20 protein-coding genes are annotated in these 23459 nt (G+C 37.1%); 11 read left to right on the plus strand and 9 right to left on the minus strand.

Annotated features, from left to right (window positions below; genetic code table 11):
* The first annotated feature begins 314 nt into the window (after window positions 1–314).
* Window positions 315–1811, plus strand: coding sequence for a glycosyl hydrolase family 57 (locus tag NMK36_RS17390; protein WP_254174266.1), 1497 nt, complete (start codon window positions 315–317; stop codon window positions 1809–1811).
* A 423-nt stretch (window positions 1812–2234) separates the two neighbouring features.
* On the plus strand, window positions 2235–4358 hold the full coding sequence (locus NMK36_RS17395; protein ID WP_254174267.1) for a PAS domain S-box protein: 2124 nt from the start codon (window positions 2235–2237) through the stop codon (window positions 4356–4358).
* Window positions 4359–4379: 21 nt separating this feature from the next.
* On the opposite strand, the gene NMK36_RS17400 is transcribed toward NMK36_RS17395, so the two are convergent.
* The 4 genes from NMK36_RS17400 to NMK36_RS17415 are packed head-to-tail and all read right to left on the minus strand — an operon-like array spanning window position 4380 to window position 7253.
* Window positions 4380–5189, minus strand: coding sequence for an MBL fold metallo-hydrolase (locus NMK36_RS17400; protein WP_254174268.1), 810 nt, complete (start codon window positions 5187–5189; stop codon window positions 4380–4382).
* Window positions 5190–5216: 27 nt separating this feature from the next.
* The gene (locus NMK36_RS17405; protein WP_072719548.1) at window positions 5217–6206 is read right to left on the minus strand and encodes an NAD-dependent epimerase/dehydratase family protein; all 990 of its coding nucleotides are present in this window, start codon (window positions 6204–6206) and stop codon (window positions 5217–5219) included.
* A gap of 13 nt (window positions 6207–6219) precedes the next feature.
* Entirely contained in the window at window positions 6220–6798 is a 579-nt protein-coding gene (locus tag NMK36_RS17410; protein ID WP_072719549.1) for a SitI3 family protein, read from the minus strand.
* Window positions 6799–6818: 20 nt separating this feature from the next.
* On the minus strand, window positions 6819–7253 hold the full coding sequence (locus tag NMK36_RS17415) for a hypothetical protein (protein ID WP_072719550.1): 435 nt from the start codon (window positions 7251–7253) through the stop codon (window positions 6819–6821).
* Between the two features lie 122 nt (window positions 7254–7375).
* On the opposite strand from NMK36_RS17415, the gene moaA reads away from it, so the two are divergent.
* Entirely contained in the window at window positions 7376–8362 is a 987-nt protein-coding gene (moaA, locus tag NMK36_RS17420) for a GTP 3',8-cyclase MoaA (RefSeq protein ID WP_072719551.1), read from the plus strand.
* 100 nt (window positions 8363–8462) lie between these two features.
* On the opposite strand, the gene rpsD is transcribed toward moaA, so the two are convergent.
* From rpsD to NMK36_RS17435, 3 genes are all read right to left on the minus strand, one after another.
* Window positions 8463–9071, minus strand: a complete 609-nt coding sequence (gene rpsD, locus NMK36_RS17425) for a 30S ribosomal protein S4 (protein ID WP_072719552.1) — start codon at window positions 9069–9071, stop codon at window positions 8463–8465.
* A 69-nt stretch (window positions 9072–9140) separates the two neighbouring features.
* Entirely contained in the window at window positions 9141–9554 is a 414-nt protein-coding gene (locus tag NMK36_RS17430) for a type II toxin-antitoxin system VapC family toxin (RefSeq protein WP_254174269.1), read from the minus strand.
* Window positions 9547–9780, minus strand: a complete 234-nt coding sequence (locus NMK36_RS17435) for a hypothetical protein (RefSeq protein WP_072719554.1) — start codon at window positions 9778–9780, stop codon at window positions 9547–9549. The genes NMK36_RS17430 and NMK36_RS17435 overlap by 8 nt, the downstream gene beginning before the upstream one ends.
* A 329-nt stretch (window positions 9781–10109) precedes the next feature.
* Between NMK36_RS17435 and NMK36_RS17440 the strand changes: the two genes are divergently transcribed.
* Genes NMK36_RS17440 through NMK36_RS17450 form a run of 3 tightly spaced genes read left to right on the plus strand, consistent with a single transcriptional unit; the run spans window position 10110 to window position 14079 of the window.
* The gene (locus NMK36_RS17440; RefSeq protein ID WP_254174270.1) at window positions 10110–11342 is read left to right on the plus strand and encodes a DNA double-strand break repair nuclease NurA; all 1233 of its coding nucleotides are present in this window, start codon (window positions 10110–10112) and stop codon (window positions 11340–11342) included.
* A gap of 11 nt (window positions 11343–11353) precedes the next feature.
* Window positions 11354–12988, plus strand: coding sequence for an ATP-binding protein (locus NMK36_RS17445; protein WP_254174271.1), 1635 nt, complete (start codon window positions 11354–11356; stop codon window positions 12986–12988).
* On the plus strand, window positions 12988–14079 hold the full coding sequence (locus tag NMK36_RS17450) for a Druantia anti-phage system protein DruA (protein ID WP_254174272.1): 1092 nt from the start codon (window positions 12988–12990) through the stop codon (window positions 14077–14079). The genes NMK36_RS17445 and NMK36_RS17450 overlap by 1 nt, the downstream gene beginning before the upstream one ends.
* Window positions 14080–14157: 78 nt before the next feature.
* On the opposite strand, the gene NMK36_RS17455 is transcribed toward NMK36_RS17450, so the two are convergent.
* A complete protein-coding gene (locus tag NMK36_RS17455; protein WP_190516709.1) occupies window positions 14158–14349 on the minus strand; it encodes a hypothetical protein in 192 nt (63 codons plus the stop codon).
* A 320-nt stretch (window positions 14350–14669) separates the two neighbouring features.
* Here NMK36_RS17455 and NMK36_RS17460 point away from each other — a divergent pair, with 320 nt between their 5' ends.
* From NMK36_RS17460 to NMK36_RS17475, 4 genes are all read left to right on the plus strand, one after another.
* Window positions 14670–14918 carry a hypothetical protein gene (locus NMK36_RS17460; RefSeq protein WP_072719557.1) on the plus strand — a complete coding sequence of 83 codons (249 nt, stop codon included), beginning with the start codon at window positions 14670–14672 and terminating at the stop codon, window positions 14916–14918.
* Window positions 14919–15047: 129 nt separating this feature from the next.
* The gene (locus NMK36_RS17465) at window positions 15048–17609 is read left to right on the plus strand and encodes a glycoside hydrolase family 31 protein (protein WP_254174273.1); all 2562 of its coding nucleotides are present in this window, start codon (window positions 15048–15050) and stop codon (window positions 17607–17609) included.
* A gap of 92 nt (window positions 17610–17701) precedes the next feature.
* A complete protein-coding gene (locus NMK36_RS17470) occupies window positions 17702–19036 on the plus strand; it encodes an IS701 family transposase (protein ID WP_072718077.1) in 1335 nt (444 codons plus the stop codon).
* A gap of 123 nt (window positions 19037–19159) precedes the next feature.
* On the plus strand, window positions 19160–20494 hold the full coding sequence (locus NMK36_RS17475) for an IS701 family transposase (RefSeq protein ID WP_072718077.1): 1335 nt from the start codon (window positions 19160–19162) through the stop codon (window positions 20492–20494).
* Between the two features lie 57 nt (window positions 20495–20551).
* Here the strand turns inward: NMK36_RS17475 and NMK36_RS17480 are convergent.
* Window positions 20552–21588, minus strand: a protein-coding gene (locus NMK36_RS17480; RefSeq protein ID WP_139294985.1) for an IS630 family transposase whose coding sequence is annotated in 2 segments (ribosomal slippage) — window positions 20552–21456 and window positions 21456–21588 — 1038 coding nt in all. Because the reading frame shifts where the segments join, the coding sequence is not laid out codon by codon here.
* Between the two features lie 509 nt (window positions 21589–22097).
* On the opposite strand from NMK36_RS17480, the gene urtA reads away from it, so the two are divergent.
* Window positions 22098–23438: an urea ABC transporter substrate-binding protein gene (gene urtA / locus NMK36_RS17485; protein ID WP_186440366.1), complete on the plus strand. Its 1341-nt coding sequence runs from the start codon at window positions 22098–22100 to the stop codon at window positions 23436–23438.
* The last annotated feature ends 21 nt before the right edge of the window (window positions 23439–23459 follow it).

Consider the following 23459-nt stretch of genomic DNA (forward strand, 5'->3'; position numbering starts at 1 on the left):
TCAATTCACAACTTAAACCTCTACAACAGATGAAGGATCATTTGTCCAATTTCAGGATAGAATGTCAGTAATAACTGTTTACGACTCAAAAAGGTTGTCCTTGTTGACTCCACGTCAAGTACCAGCGTTATTTACTATAACGTTTTATCGTCTAAATCAAAACCCCCATTTCCTCAAATCGAACCCCGACTAAACTCATTCCTCCTTTGTCTCAAAATATTGTGGCGTATTAACTGCACTTTTTTGAGTTTTTGTGTTCCCAAAAATCATGCAATGATCCAATTTTGTGTCCCCATTTATTAAACTTTAGTTTTATGACAAAACCCGAATTTTTAACTCCTTTTCCTCTGTTAGAATACTTAGATTCTAGCCTCCCTAACCTTTGTGGTTGGGAAGCCAAAATTAGAGATCTTGTTAATCATAATTATCCCATATTTTTGCCAAAAACAAATTTAAACTTAGATAAAATCACGGCTGGCTTTGCTTGTGCGTTACATTTTCATCAACCCACGATTCCGGCGGGGGAAAATGGGGCATTAATCAGTAATCTTCAATATATGTATGAGCATCCCCAGGAAGGGGATAACCATAATGCGGAACCCTTTGCTTGGTGTTATCGGCGGATGGGAGAGTTTATTCCTCAATTAGTCGCCGAAGGATGTAACCCTCGAATTATGTTGGATTATTCCGGGAATTTATTATGGGCATTTGAGCAAATGGGGCGAGAGGATATTCTAAATTCTTTGAAAAAAATTACCTGCGATCCCAACTATCAACCCTATGTGGAATGGTTAGGAACTCTGTGGAGTCATGGGGTGGTTCCTTCAACTCCGATTCCTGATATTTTATTACAAATTCAAGCTTGGCAACATCATTTTGCAGCTATTTTTGGAGAAGAAGCTTTAAAGCGAGTTAAGGGGTTTTCACCTCCCGAAATGCACTTACCCAACCATCCCGATACCTTATATGAATATATAAAAGCGTTAAAAGATTGTGGTTATCGCTGGTTATTGGTTCAGGAACATTCGGTAGAAACCTTAAAAGGTTGCGAATTACCTCAAGAGCAAAAATATATTCCTAATCGGTTAATTGCCCGGAATTCTCAGGGGGAAACGATAAGCATGATGGCTTTAATTAAAACCCAAGGATCGGATACTAAATTAGTTGCCCAGATGCAGCCTTATTTTGAAGCCAAAACGAAACAAAAACAATTGATTTCTGGGGTTGAAATTCCGGCTTTAGTGACCCAAATTGCCGATGGAGAAAATGGCGGGGTGATGATGAATGAATATCCCCGTGATTTCTTTAGAATTTATTATGAAATGCGGGATCAAAATGTTGGGAATTCTGGAGTTGTGGCGTTGAATGGAACGGAATATTTAGAATTATTAGAAGCATCAGGAGTGAACCCAGAAGATTATCCTACCTGTCAAGGAGTTCATCAGCATAAAATTTGGCAACACGTTGATCCCCATCAAGCAACACCGGAAGCCGTTGAAACTGCGATCGCCCATTTAAAACAAACCGATCATTCATTTCAAATGGAGGGTGCATCCTGGACAAATAATTTAAGCTGGGTACAAGGCTATGAAAATGTTTTAGAACCGATGAAACAATTGAGTATTGCTTTTCATCAAAAGTATGATTCCTTAGTGCAGCAAAACCCCAATATTACAAAAGACGTTCATTATCAACAAGCGTTATTGTACAACTTGTTATTACAAACCAGTTGTTTTCGCTATTGGGGACAGGGAACCTGGACAGATTATGCTCAAGAACTTTATCGTCGAGGAATGGAATTGTTAAATTAATTCATTTTGGGATAAAAGTCGCTGAAATTATCTTATTGACCGTGTTATAGGAAGTTAGTCATCTCTAACTTCCTCGGAAACTGAACAAAACAATGCCATACTCTACTTAACCCCAGATAGAGGAAATCTCTACTGGACGTGAGTTACATTAATTAGTTACTGAGATTTCAGTATCAGAGATAACAATTAATTTAAAAAAAGAATGATTAACTGTCTAGCCAGCCCTCACCGCCGAGAATTTCGACGATAAATCGAGGGTACTTATAGACAACAGGGTGTAATTAATCATACAATGGAGGGTAATACCCCTCATTCGGGTAAACTTCCATTTAAAAGTCTATTTCAGAAATCAATTTCTTCCATCTTGTATTCAGAAATGGATCAACTTATTTGACCCAACCTTGACTGAGGGAGTGCCAAACCGTGAACAAAAGGCGAGTTCTACCCATTATCATTTCTAACCCTCCTGATCCCCCAGGGAAGTTGATTCTTTCCCCGACTTCTGCCAATGCCGAGGAAGATTATTTCCGTCGTTTCGTGGAATATTTACCAACGGCAGTGGCAATGGTTGACTCGCAACTGCGATATTTAGCCGTGTCCCGTCAATGGCAACAACATTATGCAGGTGGACATCCTGATTTAATCGGTTGTTCTCATCAAGACTGGTTTCCCCATTTACCCGAAATTTGGTATCAAAATGCTGAACAGTGTTTAGTGGGAAAATTACCTTATTGGGAACTAGAAATTTGTCAACCCTTGGTGAATGGTGCTCTGGAGTGGAAAAAATGGGTTGTTCAACCTTGGAAAACCGCATCAGGAACCATAGGGGGGTTAATGTTATCCCTAGAAGTCATTACCCCTCAAAAACAATTACAAGAAAAATTACAACTGACTCAACAAGCTTTTGAACAAGCGGCGACGGCGATTTTTGGGATGACGTTAGACGGTCGTTTTTGTTATGTGAATCAAGCCGCCTGTCGGATGTTGGGTTATACCCAAAGTGAATTGCTACAACTGAATATTCATGATATTGATCGAGATTTAACCCCTGTCATTTGGGGAGAATATTGCCAAGAATTACAGCAAAAAGGATCATTAACTTTTGAGTCCCGTCATCAAAAAAAATCTGGTTTTATTTTTCCAGTTGATTTTACCATTAATTATTTAGAATTACAGTCTACTAAACCCGACTTAACCGTTCAAACGGAATTTGGTTCAGCCTGTGTTCTCTGTTCCCCATTAATTTGTGGTTTTGCGACGGATATTTCTGACCGAAAAGCCACATCCTCTGCGGTGGTCGCATCCAAAGATCAATTAGAAGCGGTGTTGAATGCTGTACCGGGTTTAGTGTCTTGGATTAGTTCTGATTTAAAATATTTAGGGGTCAATCGCCATTTAGCCAATTCTTACAATGTTCCGGCGGAAGAATTTGTCGGGAAAGAAGTCGGATTTCTGCAAAATAGCCCTAAATTTAATGAATTTGTCTATGAATTTTTTGCCCAAGATGCTTGGAAAAGCTCTAGGGAAATTACGGCTAATGTTCGTGGCGTTCCTTACACCTATTTAATTGTTGCTCAAAAATATCATCGCGGATCAGCGGCGGTTTTCGTCGGATTAGATATTACAGAACGACAAAAAATGGAAGAGGCTTTACGCCAAAGTGAAGGACAAGAAGCTAAACGACGAGCAGAATTAGAAGCGATTTTAAATCAGCTTCAACGCACTCAAACCCAACTGATTCAAACGGAAAAAATGTCAAGTTTGGGTCAGTTAGTGGCGGGAATTGCCCATGAAATTAATAATCCCGTGAATTTTATTTCAGGAAATATTGCCCATGCCAAAAATTATATTGAGGATTTAATGAAGTTATTAACTTTATATCAACAGCATTATCCTCAGATTATTCCTGAAATTGCTGATGAAATAGAAGAGATGAATTTGAGCTTTTTAAAACAGGATTTACCGAGAATTTTAGAATCGATGAAAGTCGGGTCAGAACGAATTCGGGATGTCGTGCGATCGCTGCGTCATTTCACTCGTTTAGATGAAGCTCAAATGAAATCTGTTGATATTCATGAAGGGTTAGATAGTACAATTTTAATCTTACAAAATCGTCTGCAAGCTAAAGCGGGACGACCGAGTATTAACTTAATTAAAGAATATAGTGCTTTACCGAAAGTGGAGTGCTACGCCGGACAATTGAATCAGGTGTTTATGAATTTACTCACCTATACCATTGATCAGTTAGAAGCAACCAGTTCTAAAGGAGATTTAACCACTCAACCTCAGATTATCATTCGTACCTATTTACCGGATAAAAATACCGTTGCTATCTCGATTTCTGATAATGGAATTGGAATGTCAGAAGTTGAATGTAAAAGTATTTTTGACCCGTTGATGACCTCACACATACAGGGAAAAGGAACAGGTTTAGGATTATCTTTGGCTTATCATTTAGTCACGGATAAACATCAGGGAGAACTCAATTGTTTTTCTAGCTTAGGAGTCGGAACCGAGTTTTTAATTACAATTCCGTTAAAAAGTTAGATAGAAACTAAGCTATTTCTGCTAATCTATTGAACTATGGGATGGAACAATATTAAGATGAGGATTATTTCGATATAACTGATTAATTTTTTTCAGGGTTTCTCGATAAGCCGTTTTATCTGCAAACAATAAATCAGCAATGCGTTGAGGATAAATTAATTCTTGATAGGCACGGCTTAACCAACAAGCATCCGCAATTAAAAAATACTGTTTTCCGTTATTATCTGTTAAATATAACCCCAGTTGTCCAACGGCATGACCCGGTAATTCAATGGCAATTAAACAACCGTCTCCAAACACATCAAAACCCTGTTCAAAGGGAGTCAAAGTTTCAGGTAATTTTATAGCCTGATTATTGTCCGCAAAAATGACTCGTTCTTCAAAATTATCAGGCATTAAACCTGCTAAAAAACCAGCTTTTAATGCCCTCAAACCCTGTGTATTTTTGATCGTATTATAACCCGACTGAAAACAAATAAATTCTGCTTGAGGAAAATCTTTTAATCCCCCAATATGATCCGCATGAAAATGAGAAATAATAATATATTGAATCTCCTCCGGTTCAATTCCTAACTGTTTGAGTTGAGAAATCGCAGTTTCTTGAGGTTTTAAATAAACCGGGGTTAATAAAGCATAAAGCTTTTGGGGTAAATGCTGTGTTTCTTGATAAAACCGTTCAGAATATCCCGTATCAAATAAAATCCACCCCATAGGATGACGAATTAAAGCAAATAACGCCGGGAAAATTATCGATTTCCAACTTTCCCCCGGAAGTACCATCGCTTCAGGGTGTGTACAATATCCCGCCTTCAAAAATGTAATTTCTACCATATTCTGTTGTTGTACTTTAACCTTATTTTATAAAGATTTCCAATATCTAACAAACTCATCTAAACCTTTTTCAATGGAAATTTGAGGTTTATACCCTAACTGGATTTTAGCCGATGTAATATCCAAAGTTTGACTAAAAGCTAATAATCCTAGAGTATAGCGCGTTAAAGCAGGTTCTCGACTGGGTAAAAAAGATTGATAAAACCATTCCATCCCCGTTGCTAAAGTGTATGAGATCGCGTAGGGTAAAGGTTTAAACTTTAAGGAAATATTCAATTTTTGTGATAATTTTTCTAATAAGGCTAATAATTCCATCGGTTCTCCATTGGTAATATTAAAATATTCTCCTAATTGTTGATCCAGTGCAGTTTGACACAATAATAACGCATCCACAACATTATCAACATAAGTCATATCTAAGATCGCCTTTCCTCCATTAATTAATGGAATACCCGTTGTTTCACTTACTTTTAATAGTCGGGGAAAAATCACCGTATCCCCAGCGCCAAAAATACCACGCGGACGAATAGAAATCACAGGTAAACCTTGTTGAAACCCACGATTAATTTCTTGTTCTGCTAATTGCTTTGTTTTAATATAAGGATGGATAGGATTTTGAACTAAATTATCGGTTTCTTTAATATTAAAGCGATGGGTTAAATTAAAATAAACCGCCGAAGTAGAAACATAAATTAAACGTCTGACATGATGAGTGAAACAACTTTCAATAATATTCCGAGTTCCGATAACATTCGTTTTATAAAACTCTTCTTCTCGTCCCCAGGGAGAAGATAAAGCCGCACAATGAAAAACATCTTCTTGTCCAGACATTGCTGATAATATAGCATCAGAATTTGTAATATCAACGGGTAAGAATTTAAGTCCTAATTGTTGTAAGCAATCGCCTATAATTAAGTTACGTCCTAAAATTGTCACATCCTGACCTAAAGAATGCAATCTCAACGCTAATTTCTGACCTAAAAATCCAGTTCCACCCGTGACTAAAACTTTTTTCATAACTTAATTTTTTTTATTCATTTATTAAACCTGCCTTTAATACATCATTTGTTAACTGTTTTAAAGATTTTCCTTGCGAAATTGCCAATGCTTGTAAACGAGAGTAAATAGCAGGTTGAATCGCAATTTTAGGGGAAGGATCACCCAGTAAGGGGGATTTTAAGGGTTTAACATGATAATTAAGTTCAACTTGAGATAATTCTGAATCCTGCCATGTTTCAGGTTTTTGATTAAAAATCAAAACTCCGCTAATTCGTTGTAAAACTGTTTTTTCGCTATTAAATAATAGTACCGCATCTCCTGAAATTTGACTTAATAATAATATTGAAACATTCAAGAGAGTTTGTTTACCTAAGATTTTTTCATCTTGATGTTTGAGACGAAACCATACATCAATTGTTGGCTTAAATCCGTAATTTTCTAGCATTAGATATTGTGTTGCTGGTTTTTCCGGGGAAACGCCAATAATAATTCCAGAATTAAATAATCGTTGGTCTTCCCCAGGTTGCAAATCGAATTGATTAGATAAAATATCGTAGATATTATTAGAATTAAAATTTGTTTCTAGTCTGAGTTCATAATCTAATGACATTAACTAATTCCTCCTGAATTTTAAAAAGGAAAGAATGGAATAATCTGAGCATCCTTTGTTATAATTATAATCTCTTCTAAACCTTCAATAGAACTTTCAATAAGCTGCTGTTTGAGATTCTTAACAGAAACTTTACTATCTGCTAGATTTAGAATAATCCGACTAGCTTGTTTTCTTTCTACCTTACTCCGAATTGTTTCAATAATATTGTAGAAATTGGCAGTTGATGGAGCATAACAATCAAAAATCCTACCTTCTATTTTATAATCAGGCTCTTTATCACCAGATATAGCAGGGTTTTGTTCTACATTATACCCGGCATTTGCTAAAATTATAGCTGACTCATTTTCTCGGCATTTACCGCGAATGGTATCGACATCATCATGAACTCGAATTTTAGCTGGAGAACCTGTTGGTCTTCCTCCGGTTTGTCCTGATGGTTGAGTTGGTGTCATTGGAATTTAAAAACTCGCTCTCAGCCTTCAATAGATACTTATATCATTAATTCGTGTTTCCTCAATAGAAAAATTCGACATAATACAGAAAGAACAATATTCTGTTATTCTCCTAAAATTCCATGAACCTTGTTGATTATCTTCGCATTAGTTTGATTGACCGTTGTAACTTCCAGTGTCAATATTGTATGCCCGAAGGAGCAGAAATTGATTATATCCTGCAACAGAATTTGTTGACTCTGGATGAACTATTAACGCTGTTGCGAGAGGTATTTATCCCCGTTGGGTTTACTCGATTTCGGTTAACCGGAGGTGAACCTTTATTACGTCCGGGGGTGGTAGAGTTGGTCAAACAAATTAACGCCTTTCCTGAAACAAAAGATGTGGCGATGACAACTAATGGCTTTTTATTAGCAGGAATGGCAGAGGATCTATATAAAGCTGGACTGCGACGGATTAATATTAGTTTAGATTCCCTTGATCCTGATATTTTTGATCAAATTATCGGCAACCGAGGACGCAGCCGATGGCAACAGGTTTGGGAGGGAATACAAGCTGCTTATGAGGTGGGTTTTAATCCTTTAAAATTAAACGTTGTGGTAATTCCTGGGGTGAATGATCATGAGGTTTTGGAGTTAGCAAAATTAACAATTGAACGACAATGGCACGTTAGATTTATTGAATTTATGCCCATTGGAAATAACGATTTATTTGCTGATCGCGGTTGGATTTCTTCAGAAGAATTAAGACAACAAATTCGAGAAAAATGGGGATTAGAAACTGCACAGGTGAGGGGAAACGGCCCTGCGGATGTCTTTCAAATTCCGGGGGCGAAAGGAACATTAGGATTTATTAGTCAGATGTCAGAATGTTTTTGCGATCGCTGTAACCGCATGAGATTATCGGCTGATGGCTGGTTACGGCCTTGTTTACTCAATGAAACCGGACAAATTGACTTAAAAACTCCTCTGCGTCAAAATGTGACGTTTGAGGAGTTACGAGAACAGGTGAATAACCTATTAACAATTAAACCCGATATTAATTTTAAACAACGGGACTCTGGTACAACAGGAAATTACTCTCGAACCATGTCCCAAATTGGGGGATAGCAGCCTGATTGATTTTGGATTTAGGGTTTAATAATAACCGGGTGGGGTACGTTATTTTTAGCCGATAACGCCCCACATAAAATAGAACGGTGAGGAACTCTTAGGCTTGACGTGAATAATATTCAACCACTAACAGTTCGTTAATTTGTAAAGCCACCCATTCCCGTTCAATGACGCTATTCACCTTCGCAGTTAATTTTTCTTTATCTAACTCTAAATGGCTAGGAACGTTGGCTAAACCGGGATATTGTAAATTGGCTTTTACCAGTTCACGGGATTTTTCAGTATTTCTGATCCCAATTAATTCGCCCGGTCTGCATTGATAGCTAGGAATGTTCACGCGATGACCATTAACGGTAACGTGACCATGACTGACTAACTGACGAGCCGCCGGAATTGTAGGGGCCATTCCTAAACGGAAAATGGTATTATCCAAACGCATTTCCAACAGTTGCAGCAACACTTGACCCGTAGAACCAGAGGCGCGGCGAGCTTTACGGACATAGCGTAATAGTTGGCGCTCAGACACACCATAGTTATAGCGCAGTTTTTGCTTCTCTTCTAACCGAATCGCATATTCTGAACGTTTGCGACGGGCTTGACCGTGTTGTCCAGGGGGATAGGCCTTTCTGGGGGTCTTCCGGGTTAATCCGGGTAAATCGCCCAAACGACGAACGATTCTCAGACGGGGGCCTCTATATCGAGCCATCTAACTTCTTCTCCGCATAAAATTTTTTGCACCAATCTTTTATTATAGTATGTATCTAACTAGAATGGTCTAGTTTTTGAGTAATGCTCGAAACCCAGCTTGCTGAAAATGAGTATCGGCGGTTAGTGCATCCGTAATTCCTCGATTTCCCATAACGATAAATGACAGACAATCGACTAAACCCCATTCTTTATCTTTTCGCTGTTTAAACAAATTGAATGCAGCCATATACAAATCATGAGTCAACAAGACAATTTCCACACTGGGATCAGCTTCAAGAGATTCTAATAGTTGGATTGCAGCCATTCTATATTTTAATTTAGAAAGTGCATTACCAATTTCTAGTAAAATAGCTTGAGTAGTAACTAAACGGGCTTGACTAGCTTGCAGTTGAGCAGCCAATTGAACAGCCCGTGCATGATGTTGATCCATAATTGAAGAAAGCGCAATCGCAAAGGAAGTATCTAAAAAAACTTCATTCATGATCAGAAACAGTTTCCCCATATAAATACTGATCAATTTTCTCAGACCAATCTGGATTCCCTTGTAGCTGTAAAGATTGAGCGGTTTCAAAAAATGTTTTTTGGGGTTTTTCTTGAGGTAATATAGTTTCAACAATAATTTTAACCCTTGTACCTATATCCAGGTTTAAGGGAGATTCCAGTTGCAGGGATTTACCATCAAATATGGCATTAATTTCTTGAATCATAATAATTAAAATGCTCTCAAGCCCGTTTTTTAATGATTTAGATTAATTCCATAATAGCATTTTTTAGAGAGGCAGATCGTGAGTTTCGGGTAACACAACAACCCAATACCGAAACCCGGTTTCTATAATTTTGGAGGGTTGGGATATGCAAGGCTGCCATCTCTGATACTCTTAGCTCCTGATCTTTTAAGATTGAAAGCATAGGAGTTGACAGACAACCTATCTCGTGGTTAGATTGCAGGGCTGAATGTGTAGAGCGATCATGTGAATGTCAGGGCAGCGACTGTTACAATAGATTTTCTTTGGTATAAAACTATTACAAGTAAGATATGGCTGGAAAACAGATCCCCGATAGTGCTATCGAGCTAGTTGCTAAACACATTAATACCAGAAGTAATAAAGATCATGGTATTCCTGTGATTGGACATGAAGGGAATATAAAAACGCCTCAAATCTTTGAAATTATCCAGTTTGACCAAATTGATGATAGCGATAGGAGGTTCTATGCGATAGATGGTAGCTACAACAGTGAGCAGTTTTATAATGGTTTAGCCATAGCAATTTATGCTGCTGGTTACATTTGCTTTCATCGAGGTAAGCAAATTAGGATGAATTCATCAGACGATCCCGTTGTATTGGGACAGGCATATTATCCCCAAAATATTTTAATCACAAATGAAAATCACTTAAATGCTATTTATGATGAATTTCTAAATTTAGAGCCAGTCAAATATTTATTAAACTTTCTCAACGACTCACCAGAAAAGATTTTTTCATTTAAAAAAGAAGCAATTTGTACAAATTTATCAAAGCTGCTCGGATTCTGCCAGGAAGTCCTAGAAATTGCACTGATTTTGGAAGTGATTGATCGCCCCGAAACAAAAGCGGGCGATTTTATTTTAAGAGATGGTACATTACGTCCTGTCCAAATAAAGCAGGAATACTTAGTAAATTTGGGAGAGTATGCTCATAAAAAACAGATAAAGATAGTTTCTGTGACTAAGCAATCTCCAGTTAAAATGGAACTGGCTTATACATTCAGACAAATTGATAATTATCTGCAAGATCAGCTTAAGTATGAGTATCCTTTTGTACAAACAGACTCCAAACGCCAAAAGCTCTGCTGCTGGTTTGAAATTCCAGATGCGGTTCTTAAAGCAGCATATCAGGGAGATATGTTTATTAAAAAATCAATTATTGGAGGAAGAGGATTTGGGCTATTTATGGCAGCTAGATTAGATTATGTAGAAAAGCTCCAAAACTATGACTGGCTTATCGCTGATGTGAATATTTTTGATGCCATTCCACAAATCCGAGCAGGTTCGCCTGAAAGATGTAGGGAAGAACTTGAGTTAATATTTAAGGAGCTAACTCGGCTTACACAAGAACACTATATTCTTGGCTATCCCTACCCATTATGTGAAGTACATAATTTCATATCCTTGAAAAGAAATTTTAAAGATGAGATAATTGCTCGCCTTAAATACTCTCTTTATAAGGATCAGAGAATGGATAACGTTGATATTGAAAATCTATTTTTAGACACACACGACAGATTTTAGGAGCGAACGCAATGGGAAAAGTAGATTTTGGTGTTTTATATGGGCAGAAGACAACTGAAGATGCCCTATTGATATACTCATCTTATGAGGATGCTAAAGCTAGTCCACAAACTGGCGACTTTATTGTTCTGACACCCAAAGATGAAGGAAATACAAAATATCTTGCTAGGGTCGAAGCAGAAATTTATGATGAAGATCCTATCTTTAAGTCGCAGGAAAAAACATTAGTAGCAGTACATTATGCTCGAATTGCAGAAAGAGAGCTTTCTGAGCGAGACAAACAGAAAATGTTCAGTTACACCTATAAAGTTCGGATTCTAGGAACATTTACAGATAGTGGCTCTACCATTGCTTTCACAACGGCCGTTAGGAAATTGCCTACAGTTTCTTATATTGCAAGACATCTAAACAAACGAGAAATAGAGTCAATTCTCAATAAAACTAATGAAAATGGCGTTGACATTGGATATCTTTGTGTAGGAGAAACTATTTTTAAGGACAAGGGGCCTATCCTTTTCCAAATTAATAAATTGCGAAACAAACGCACAATGGTATTTGCTCAATCAGGCTTTGGCAAAACTAATCTTGTTAAGGTATTGCTTTACCATATGACTCGTGATAATTCCTATGGAAAGTTGATTTTTGATTTGAACGGCGAATATTTTTTGCGTGGCACAGCTACATACGGATTGGGAGATATAGATGAAAATTCAATCCGCAATAATGTTGTTGTGTATACCGACAAAAAGTTACCAGACACTTATCAAAAACAGAATCGATTTACTGACGGTGGCAAAGTTACGCTCAATATGCACAGGCACTTAGCAGTAGGGGATATATTGAATTTTGGTGGTGGTTTTTCTGAAGTAATGAAAGCCTTTCTTCTCTACCTTGATGAAGATGGTGTATCTAACTTTATCGAAAATATTGACAGCTATGTTAGTGAGCCACAAAAACTTCATAAAGATTTTCCTGATTTCTTTGATGCTAAGAAAGAAGCTTCTGCTAGAACCACAATTGCAGCAATCAGAAAAAGAATTCGTTATCTCATTGATGAGGGACATTTACATTCTAGGTCGTCAAACCTCGTAGAAGATGTATTCAAGTATTTGAAGCAAGGAAAGACTGTTATTATCGATCTGTCCTTGAAAGATAATATGGAAGCTAGTATTATTTCTACGATTCTGGTTCGTAAACTTTTTGAAAGTAATAAAGAGAAATTTACTTCAGATCAACCGGATGAAGTGATCAAAGCCGTCGTCTTTGTAGAAGAAGCCCAAAATGTTTTATCTCAGGAATTCGTTAAGAGTAATGCCAATCCATTTGTTAGAGTTGCCAAAGAAGGACGTAAATTCGGACTGGGATTAGTTGCTGTAACACAACGCCCATCTGCTATCTCTGATGAAATTAGAACCCAAGCAGAAAATTTCTTTGCTTTTCATATGGGAAATTCTGACGATATTAAGGCACTGGTCAAGTCTAATATCAATTATGATGGGGTGATATCAAACTTTATTCAGCGTGAGACTATTGCGGGTAATCTCTACATGGTTTCATCTGATCAAGCTTTTGCCCTTCCTGTACGAGTAACTGAATTTGAAAAGCTTGTAGAATCCAAAGTTTATAGAGAATCTAAATTTAATTAATGGAAAATAATGATTTTTGTACAATTGATCAGAAACTCCTGATTAAAGAACAGATTATCCAACACCTAGAAGATTATGGAGTCTTTTGGGATCGAGATAATCAAAAAATTATTGTAGATGACCCCAATGATTTTAGAGAAGTCCAAAGAAAACTCTCTGAACAAACCAACTTAAAGGGTCAACAATATAAAGAAAAAGTTCAGAAGTATTTGGCAGAACCTTCAGATATTAATATATCTAAAATAGATCCATATCTTGTTGTTGTTGAACCCATAGCAGAACATCAAAAATTATGGGCCTATGCTATATCTCACTGGTCGATACCCGTTACAAATGGTTATGGTAGACGGATTCGATATTTTGTTTTTGATAGCCAAAATCATAAATTGATCGGGATTATTGGACTTTGTGACCCTGTAATTGGTCTGGGAGTACGAGATGAAAATTCTATTAATTGGACAAAAAATCAGAAATTGAAACGGCTGTATAACTGTATGACAGCCTATATTTTAGGAGCAATCCCTCCCTACAATCGAGTGCTTGCCTCAAAATTAGTTGCTCTTGCTGTAATGTTTCCAACAGTGCGTCAAGACTTTTATAGAAAATATAAGAATAAATCTTCTCTTATTACAGGAGAAAATAAAAAATCCGATCTTGTTTATATTGATACGCTAGGAGCTTTCGGAAAGTCAGCAATTTATAATCGCTTGATTAACTGGGAATTTGTCGATTACACTAAAGGTCAAAGTCATCTTCATATAACAGCAAATGGAAGTTGGGAACTAATTAAGCAAGTTGTACCACCGGAAGTTTTTGAAACATACAAATATGGAAAGGGGCCTAATTGGAAAATGCGTATCTTAAAAAGGGGACTAAGAGAACTTGGATTATCAGAAGATATGTTAAGCATTGGTTGGCAGAGAGCATACTATCGTTGTCCACTAGCAGAAAATTGGAAAGAATATTTATTAGGAGAGACAAGTTCTGTCGTGTGGCAAAAATTTACACAAAAAGACTTAGTAACTTATTGGCATCAAAGATGGGTTAATCCCAGAATGGATGTACTACAAGCTAAACTAGATGAGGAATGACCCTAATCTCCCACTAAGCATGGTCTAACTTTTGCCACATAGCCCAGATTGACAAGCCAGACTTCGCCACGCTCAGGACTATTCATAATCAATTTCTTGTTGATCTAATGCTAAGAATAACTCTTCAGCATTTAAGATAAAGTCTTCATCTGTCAATGGTGGAAAGTCAAAATGGACGAGCCGCCTCAAGATTTCTAGCCCAATCTCAAGTTGCTCTGCGTCAGCCAAACTATCAAAAGTATTAAGAATCTCTTGAGCTAAGGCTGTCATAGTTTTTCACTCCTGTAATGAGTAAAGCATTGTGACTAAACTCCTTGATTAATTTATTTTACTGCAAACCCCAAAGGATCGCACCTTTGCTGTGGGCTTGATACCAGTGAATTTTTGCTTCACATCCATACGAGCAAAAGAATTACCTTTATATTAATTCTCTATTACCCAGCAAGATAGATTTATTTTCCTAGATAAATCAAACCTTATGTAGAGGTCAATTGATTTTCCCTAAAACAGAATAAAAGTAAGGATTTAGAGAACGTGTGATGGTTTAACCTTGATTTCAATCAAGATTCTAATTAAAAAAGGAGTCAATTATGACTGGACAAATGTGTTGGCTCTCCCGGTGTGGAGGCGATGGCAAAAAAATTTTACATTTGCGCCTTGATGTCAATAAACCTTGGGTTCCTTATTATTTAATGGCTAATTATTCTGTTCCTGATTATCCTATTCCAGGTGGTTCTAAAGGGTGGGCTACCTATCAAAAATTATTTAAAGCAGGTTGGAAATTAGAACCCACTCCCCAGCCCGCATTTCAAGATCAACAAATACCAAAAGCAGCTTAAGGATGTTAAACCTTGAAAAATTTATCAACAGGCTATGCCTGGGGGCTATAGGGGTGTCCCCAGTTTTTCCATTGTTAAAATAGGTGAGCGTTTGATTCTTTTATCCATAAAGTTTTTTATTTTAATAAAATGAAAATATTTCTCAAAAAATTATACTTAAAATGGAAATTTTTCTGGGTCAATTTAATTTATTTAACCTACACCCCTCAAGCTATCTTATATTCTTATAAACGCGATCGCGCTGACCGCAATATTTCCCCACTACAACCTCACTCCTCAGAAACGGGAGATACACCAGGGAAATTATTAAGAGCAGCAAACACAGAAACAGGCACAATATTTTATTTTGAGAAAGCAGAATTAGAACTAACCTTTTTAACCGATGATTTTGTCAGAATTACCTGGAAACCGACTATTCTACCTTATCCTTATGGTATTGAACGTCACGACTGGGAAATCCTAGAACCAATTTTAAATCAAGTCGAAAATACTTGGACTGTTACCTCTCCAAACGCAACATTAACGATCCAGGTTCAAGATGAAGGTCATCTTAAATTTTTCGATCATCAACACCAATTAATCCGCGAAGAATACCCTCCAGAAAAGTTAAATGAACAATGGATACATCGAGCTAATTTACGACCTGAAGAACATATTTATGGGTTAGGAGAACGTTCATTTCCCTTAAATTTACGATTAGCAAAAGAAATCAATGAAAAAGGGGAACCCACCGCAGAACCGAAAAAATTTAGAATGTGGAATTTTGATGCAGCCGGACAATATAGTCCGGGTTCTGACCCCATGTATTTGTGTATTCCCCTCTATTTAGGATTACATGAACAAGGGAGTTATTTAATTTTTTATGAAAATCCTCATGAAGCAATTTTTCAATTTTCAGACACAGCAACAGCTAATTTTAGTGGCGGTGCATTGCGATACTATTTCACCCTAGGTTCTCTCCCTAAATTAATAGAAAATTACACCGAATTAACCGGACATTCTCCCCTTCCTCCCCGTTGGGCATTAGGCTATCATCATTCTCGTTGGGGGTTTGGAACTGAAACCCAAGTCAGAGAAACCTATCGTAATTTTGAAAAAAATGATTTACCTTTAAGTGCCATTCATCTTGATATTGATGTCATGGTAGATTATCAAGCTTTTACGATTGATCCCAAACGATTTCCTGACTTAAAACGGTTTATTCAAGAACTCGAAGTTCATGGCGTTAAATTTATTAGTATTCTCAACCCTGGAATTAAATATACTCGCCATAATCAAATGTTTTTACAAGGGCAAATTCTTCATGCTTTTTGTAAATATCCCAACGGTGAATTAGTCGTCGCCCCGGTATGGCCAGGATGGACAGTTTTTCCTGATTTTACCCATCCAATGGTACGCCGTTGGTGGACACGACAATATTTATATTTATTAGAAGTTGGAGTTGGAGGGTTTTGGCATGATATGAACGAACCTGCGGCTTTTATTGCGTGGGGAGATCGTTCATTACCTAAAGTAACTCGCCATTTTGTTGAAGGTCGAGGCGGAGATCATCGAGAAATTCATAACGTTTATGGAATGTTACAATCCTCCGCCGCTTTTGAAAGTTTATGTCAATCTCGACCCCATCATCGCCCTTTTATTGTATCTCGTGCCGGGTGGGCAGGTTTACAACGTTATGCGTGGGTTTGGACGGGGGATATTGAGTCGAGTTGGGCGGCTTTACGTCAAACCATTTCAACAGTTATTGGGTTAGGATTATCGGGTATTCCCTATAGTGGTTCAGACACCGGAGGTTTTCAAGGAAACCCTAGCGCAGAATTGTATTTACGTTGGTTTCAAATGTCAACTTTTATGATGTTTTATCGCACCCATTCTTCTAATAACGTCGAACATCGAACCCCTTGGATATATGGAGAACCAACGTTAAGTATTTTACGCGAATTCTTGAAATTACGTTATCGATTAATTCCCTATATTTATACCTTAACTTGGGAAACTCATCAACAAGGATATCCCCCAGTGCGTCCCATATTTTGGCTTGATCCAACGGATAGTAATTTATGGGATATTGATGATGCGTTTTTATTGGGAAATGCTTTAATGATCTGTCCGATTTATGAACCCGGAATGCGATCGCGCAATGTCTATTTACCCGAAGGAGAATGGTATCATTTTTGGGATGATCAGAAATTAACAGGTTCCCAAACTGTTGAATTTGATGCTCCCTTAGAACAAATTCCTTTATTAATAAAAGCCGGAAGTATTATCCCAATGGAAGAGGAAAAAACCTTAATCTTACATCTCTATCCCACCCGTGAAAGAAACGCTCAAGGACTATTATATAGTGATGCAGGAGATGGATATGAAGCGTCAAGAATCGATCACTTTCAACTTCAACCCAGTTTCACCTCAGCAACAACCAATCAACTACTTCCTAACTTACTAGCAGCAACTGAGTCAGATCCTATTGATTCTTCAGGAGATGGGATGAAGGAAAACGGAAATTCAATGACATTGACCTGGGAACAACAAGGAGATTATGCTTTTTCATATCAGCAAATTCAGTTACAATTACATGGCTTTAATTTACAAAAAGCCTGGATTGATGAGGTTGAAGTTAGTTGTGAAAATAATAGTATAATTTGTGATCGCCGCTTTCAACAAGCTCGTTTTATTGCTCTTATTTCATAACTATAGCAATCCTAAATATCCCTCTTCTGTCAGTCTCCGAGGAGTAAAATTAGAAAATAAACCAGATGGGTAGCTAGAAGGGGGATAGGGTAATGGATGTAGAATTACAGATGATCAAACATTTAGCCCGAGATGCACAACCAACAGTTTCAGTGATTGATGAATATTGTCAAGGTTATAAAGACCTATTCCCAGAAGTGAGAAGTTACGAATGTTTTAAATACTTACATCTAGGAATTATCTCACCAATTCCGAGAAAATCTTTACCGGAAATTGCTAAAATAGTAGGAATTAGGTCGCCACAATCACTGCATCATTTCTTAGCCAATTCGCCTTGGTCAGCAAGGGAATTAAAGGAAAGAAGATTAGCCCGAACTCTAAAAGCATTGAAAGGAGAGAAGATTATAGTAATAATTGATGAGACAGGAGATAGGAGAAAGGGAAAAAAAACCGACTATATAGCTAGACAATACTTGGGAAGTGTGGGCAAAACAGATCGGGGAATAGTATCAGTTAATGCTTACGGTGTTTATAAAAATATAACCTTTCCTTTAGTGTTTAGAGTATTTAAACCCAAAGGAACATTAAAAGAAGGAGATGTCTACAAAACTAAGATTGAAATCGCATCAGAAATTCTAACAGAATTGGTTGATTGGGGATTTCAGATTGAATTGGTATTAGCAGATAGCCTTTATGGTGAAAGTAGTTCGTTTATCAGTACATTAGATCAATTTCAAATTCCTTGGGTACTAGCAATAAGAAGTAATCATGGAGTCTGGATGTCAAGCGAGCAGAAAGTTAGAGCCAACAAATGGTGTAAATTTGAGAGGATTTTTAGCAATCAAGAATCAGAAACCAGATATATTAGAGAAATCATATTTGGGAAAAGAAGTACAAGAACCTATTGGGAAATTACCACAGATCCAGAAACGATGCCAGAAACATCAACTTCGTTTGTCATGACAAATTTAACAGAGAAGAGAAGCCAGATGAAAAAGACATTAGGTAATTTATACGGGTTAAGAACATGGGTGGAATATGGATTTCGACAATGTAAACAAGAACTGGGTTGGACTGATTATCGGTTGACGGATTTTCCCGATATAGAAAAATGGTGGGAAATCATTTTCTGTGTGTATTTAATGATTAGTTTCAACTCCGAAGTTTTCCGGTCTTTAAGTCAAGGCAGTCCCCGAGAATCTGAGAGCAAAAAAAACACCACCGATTGCTCAACTCATCAACAATGGAATCACAAAGAGGGATGGAAAAATGTTTTAAATAATCTGCGTTTAATAATTCAGCCTACTATTATATTGTGGTTGATTGTCCCGTGGCTAGATATTTTTCCCGACCGCCATTTATTAGTGGGTTTTCATAAATTAATTGAGAATATTAATCAATTTCAATCTTATTTTCCCAATGGATAACTCTACTTTTTATTACTTGTTGATTTCGGAGAGTGACAGAAGAGGGATATCCCTCTTCTGTCAGTCTCCGAGGAGTAAAATTAGAAAATAAACCAGATGGGTAGCTAGAAGGGGGATAGGGTAATGGATGTAGAATTACAGATGATCAAACATTTAGCCCGAGATGCACAACCAACAGTTTCAGTGATTGATGAATATTGTCAAGGTTATAAAGACCTATTCCCAGAAGTGAGAAGTTACGAATGTTTTAAATACTTACATCTAGGAATTATCTCACCAATTCCGAGAAAATCTTTACCGGAAATTGCTAAAATAGTAGGAATTAGGTCGCCACAATCACTGCATCATTTCTTAGCCAATTCGCCTTGGTCAGCAAGGGAATTAAAGGAAAGAAGATTAGCCCGAACTCTAAAAGCATTGAAAGGAGAGAAGATTATAGTAATAATTGATGAGACAGGAGATAGGAGAAAGGGAAAAAAAACCGACTATATAGCTAGACAATACTTGGGAAGTGTGGGCAAAACAGATCGGGGAATAGTATCAGTTAATGCTTACGGTGTTTATAAAAATATAACCTTTCCTTTAGTGTTTAGAGTATTTAAACCCAAAGGAACATTAAAAGAAGGAGATGTCTACAAAACTAAGATTGAAATCGCATCAGAAATTCTAACAGAATTGGTTGATTGGGGATTTCAGATTGAATTGGTATTAGCAGATAGCCTTTATGGTGAAAGTAGTTCGTTTATCAGTACATTAGATCAATTTCAAATTCCTTGGGTACTAGCAATAAGAAGTAATCATGGAGTCTGGATGTCAAGCGAGCAGAAAGTTAGAGCCAACAAATGGTGTAAATTTGAGAGGATTTTTAGCAATCAAGAATCAGAAACCAGATATATTAGAGAAATCATATTTGGGAAAAGAAGTACAAGAACCTATTGGGAAATTACCACAGATCCAGAAACGATGCCAGAAACATCAACTTCGTTTGTCATGACAAATTTAACAGAGAAGAGAAGCCAGATGAAAAAGACATTAGGTAATTTATACGGGTTAAGAACATGGGTGGAATATGGATTTCGACAATGTAAACAAGAACTGGGTTGGACTGATTATCGGTTGACGGATTTTCCCGATATAGAAAAATGGTGGGAAATCATTTTCTGTGTGTATTTAATGATTAGTTTCAACTCCGAAGTTTTCCGGTCTTTAAGTCAAGGCAGTCCCCGAGAATCTGAGAGCAAAAAAAACACCACCGATTGCTCAACTCATCAACAATGGAATCACAAAGAGGGATGGAAAAATGTTTTAAATAATCTGCGTTTAATAATTCAGCCTACTATTATATTGTGGTTGATTGTCCCGTGGCTAGATATTTTTCCCGACCGCCATTTATTAGTGGGTTTTCATAAATTAATTGAGAATATTAATCAATTTCAATCTTATTTTCCCAATGGATAACTCTACTTTTTATTACTTGTTGATTTCGGAGAGTGACAGAAGAGGGATATAGCAATCCTAAATAGGTTGTGGCAAAATCCCATACATAAAAATTTTGGGGAAATCAAAAATTTGACCCTGAGCGAAAAACTCGAATAGCCACTTAATTACTTTAAAAGATGGGCATAAATGATAAAATTTTCTCACGAAATTTTTGGTTTGTAACCAAATATCTTCTACAGGATTTTGTTCAGGTGCATTGGGGGCAAAATTTAGACAAGTAATCCGCCATTCTTCTTCCGATAAATTTTGATTAACTTCAGTTAAATAATCTCTAAACTTTTGAGAACAATGATAAGTGGCATTATCCCAGACTATAGCTAACCTTTTCCCCGGATTTTGCTGCTGTAAATACTGGATAAAGTCTACGGTATTTTCTGTATTTCCCGCCGCATAACCTTTGATAATAAATTCTTTCGTTTGGTAATCTAAAGCTCCATAATAAGTTTGCCTTTCTTTTTGATTTTTGATCGGAATTTCTATTCTTCTATCTGTTCTTCCCCACACATACCCTAAAATATCTCCCCAGAGAAGATGACATTCATCAATCATAAACACCGTCAGCTTTCCCGCCTCTATTTCTTCTTTCCAACTCGCTAACTTTTTTTCAATTTCTTCCTTTTTCTCTTGGACTAACTGCTCATTCTTAGCCGGATTCTTCTTTTGGCTTTTTTTCCAACTGATGCCAGCCTCTTCCAGCAAGCTATAATAACTTTGATGGGATTGAAACACGACTCCATACTCCCTTTCTAACAAAACTTGTAAATCAGACAATCTTAACCAATCTCTTTCCCTTAATTCTTCAATAACTTTCTGTTTATCTTCGGGACTTAGATAGCCTTTTCTTCCTTTATATTGGAGTTTTAAACTCTCTACTCCTTCCACAAGAACCCGATTTTTCCACTGGCTAATAAATCCTTTATAACTTGTAATAAGTCTTGAATTTCCCGGTAGGCTTTCCCTTGTAATTTGAGTTTGACAGCGATCGCTCTTTTAATTTCTCTAGGATCTTTTGTCTGATTGATAAAATTGTCTATTTCGTTGATTAGATTCATTTTCCGTTGCCAGCTTTGGAGGATTATTGCTAACCTTACATTTATTATAACTCATTTGGAAGTGCTATATCAACGGTCAAGACGCCTGTTCTGCTGTATAATCCTTAAATTGCATATCTTCAATGCAACTGTTGAATACAAAAGAGGTTCTTAATAGAAGCCTCTGGTTTTTTCGGGAGTTAAGTTAAAGCAATACTCGCGTTATTTTCTTGATGTTAAATTTTAGGTTTTCAGGAAAAATCCATGTTAATATAATTAACTTTTTAATAATTTTGGATATTTTGTATTGTAGATTACAATTCACAGTTTAGAATTCCTTTAGTATACAAAGCCTGAATGGGAAATTGTTCATACCATATCTTGATCGAATCGTAGTTAATGGGTCATTTTTAAGCTTTTTTATCTACGGTTCGATGGGGGAAGTTAACCGATATATTATTGGCTAACAGGGTAAAGAAAATGACCTATTCTTCATCCATTTTTTTAAGTTAAATACCTAAATAGTCATCGTGAAAAAAAGATTAGGTAGACGCAAATTCTTAGTGTATGGTTCGGCAGCCTTTGGAAGTGCCTTTTTCCTCAAAGGTTGTGCTAACTCTGCTGTCAATACCACCAGCCCAACAACAGCAAATACTCCCAATCCAACCGCTACAACTGCAAGTACCAGCACAGGAAGTGGCGATACCATTAAAGTTGGAATTCTTCACTCTTTGAGTGGAACAATGGCAATTAGTGAAACCACCGTTGTTGAAGCCGAAAAATTAGCAATTAAAGAAATTAATGCCAATGGTGGGGTACTCGGTAAACAAATTGAAGCCGTAATTGAAGATGGGGCTTCTGACTGGCCGACCTTCGCCGAAAAAGCCCAAAAATTGATCGATCAAGATAAAGTTGTGACGGTGTTTGGATGCTGGACATCAGCTAGTCGTAAAGCGGTAAAAGATGTCTTTGAATCCAAAAACCATATGTTATGGTATCCGGTGCAATACGAAGGTCAAGAATGTTCTAAAAACATTTTTTATACAGGTGCCGCCCCAAACCAACAAATTGAACCTGCTGTTCAATGGTTATTTGATAATAAAGGGAAAGAATTTTTCTTAGTCGGATCAGACTATGTGTTTCCTCGCACTGCAAACACCATTATTAAAGAACAATTAGCAGCCATTGGTGGAACAACTGTTGGCGAAGATTACTTACCGTTAGGCAATACGGAAGTTACCCCCATTATTACCAAAATTAAACAAGCTTTACCCAACGGAGGCGTAATTTTTAATAGCCTCAATGGGGATAGTAATGTGGCGTTCTTCAAACAATTACAGGGTGCAGGGATGACTCCTGAGCAGTATCCTGTAATGTCGGTGAGTATTGCGGAAGAAGAAGTGCGACAAATTGGTAAAGAATTCCTTTTAGGTCACTATGCAGCTTGGAATTATTTCCAAACCGTTGATACTCCTGCTAATAAAAAATGGGTAGAAGCTTTTAAAGCGGAATATGGACAAGATCGAGTCACAAATGACCCCATGGAAGCCGCTTATATTATGGTGTATTTGTGGAAACAAGCGGTCGAAAAAGCGGGAACGGCTGATGATTTAGAAAAAGTTAGATTAGCGGCTGTTGGTCAAAGTATGGATGCTCCAGAAGGTCAAGTCACGATGTTCCCGAACCATCATATTTCTAAAACTGTGCGAATTGGACAGGTTAGAGATGATGGATTATTTAATATTGTTTGGGCAACAGAAGGCCCTGTTGATCCCGTTCCCTGGAACCAATTTGTGCCAGCAACAAAAGGCTTTGGTTGTGACTGGACAGATCCCAAAAAAGGCGAAAAATATAAACTTGACGGGACATAATTAATCCTAGATTAGATCCCC

This window comes from Planktothrix pseudagardhii, from assembly GCF_904830925.1.
GTDB lineage: Bacteria > Cyanobacteriota > Cyanobacteriia > Cyanobacteriales > Microcoleaceae > Planktothrix > Planktothrix tepida.

Excerpts from the sequence above, each read along its gene's own strand:
- NMK36_RS17415 (WP_072719550.1), bottom strand. The coding sequence starts at position 7,253 with ATGACACCAACTCAACCATCAGGACAAACCGGAGGAAGACCAACAGGT.
- NMK36_RS17465 (WP_254174273.1), top strand. The coding sequence starts at position 15,048 with ATGAAAATATTTCTCAAAAAATTATACTTAAAATGGAAATTTTTCTGG.
- NMK36_RS17435 (WP_072719554.1), bottom strand. The coding sequence starts at position 9,780 with ATGATTCAAGAAATTAATGCCATATTTGATGGTAAATCCCTGCAACTG.
- NMK36_RS17390 (WP_254174266.1), top strand. The coding sequence starts at position 315 with ATGACAAAACCCGAATTTTTAACTCCTTTTCCTCTGTTAGAATACTTA.
- NMK36_RS17440 (WP_254174270.1), top strand. The coding sequence starts at position 10,110 with ATGGCTGGAAAACAGATCCCCGATAGTGCTATCGAGCTAGTTGCTAAA.
- NMK36_RS17430 (WP_254174269.1), bottom strand. The coding sequence starts at position 9,554 with ATGAATGAAGTTTTTTTAGATACTTCCTTTGCGATTGCGCTTTCTTCA.
- NMK36_RS17455 (WP_190516709.1), bottom strand. The coding sequence starts at position 14,349 with ATGACAGCCTTAGCTCAAGAGATTCTTAATACTTTTGATAGTTTGGCT.
- moaA (WP_072719551.1), top strand. The coding sequence starts at position 7,376 with ATGAACCTTGTTGATTATCTTCGCATTAGTTTGATTGACCGTTGTAAC.
- NMK36_RS17445 (WP_254174271.1), top strand. The coding sequence starts at position 11,354 with ATGGGAAAAGTAGATTTTGGTGTTTTATATGGGCAGAAGACAACTGAA.
- rpsD (WP_072719552.1), bottom strand. The coding sequence starts at position 9,071 with ATGGCTCGATATAGAGGCCCCCGTCTGAGAATCGTTCGTCGTTTGGGC.
- NMK36_RS17405 (WP_072719548.1), bottom strand. The coding sequence starts at position 6,206 with ATGAAAAAAGTTTTAGTCACGGGTGGAACTGGATTTTTAGGTCAGAAA.
- NMK36_RS17400 (WP_254174268.1), bottom strand. The coding sequence starts at position 5,189 with ATGGTAGAAATTACATTTTTGAAGGCGGGATATTGTACACACCCTGAA.
- NMK36_RS17450 (WP_254174272.1), top strand. The coding sequence starts at position 12,988 with ATGGAAAATAATGATTTTTGTACAATTGATCAGAAACTCCTGATTAAA.
- NMK36_RS17460 (WP_072719557.1), top strand. The coding sequence starts at position 14,670 with ATGACTGGACAAATGTGTTGGCTCTCCCGGTGTGGAGGCGATGGCAAA.
- NMK36_RS17475 (WP_072718077.1), top strand. The coding sequence starts at position 19,160 with ATGGATGTAGAATTACAGATGATCAAACATTTAGCCCGAGATGCACAA.
- NMK36_RS17410 (WP_072719549.1), bottom strand. The coding sequence starts at position 6,798 with ATGTCATTAGATTATGAACTCAGACTAGAAACAAATTTTAATTCTAAT.
- NMK36_RS17470 (WP_072718077.1), top strand. The coding sequence starts at position 17,702 with ATGGATGTAGAATTACAGATGATCAAACATTTAGCCCGAGATGCACAA.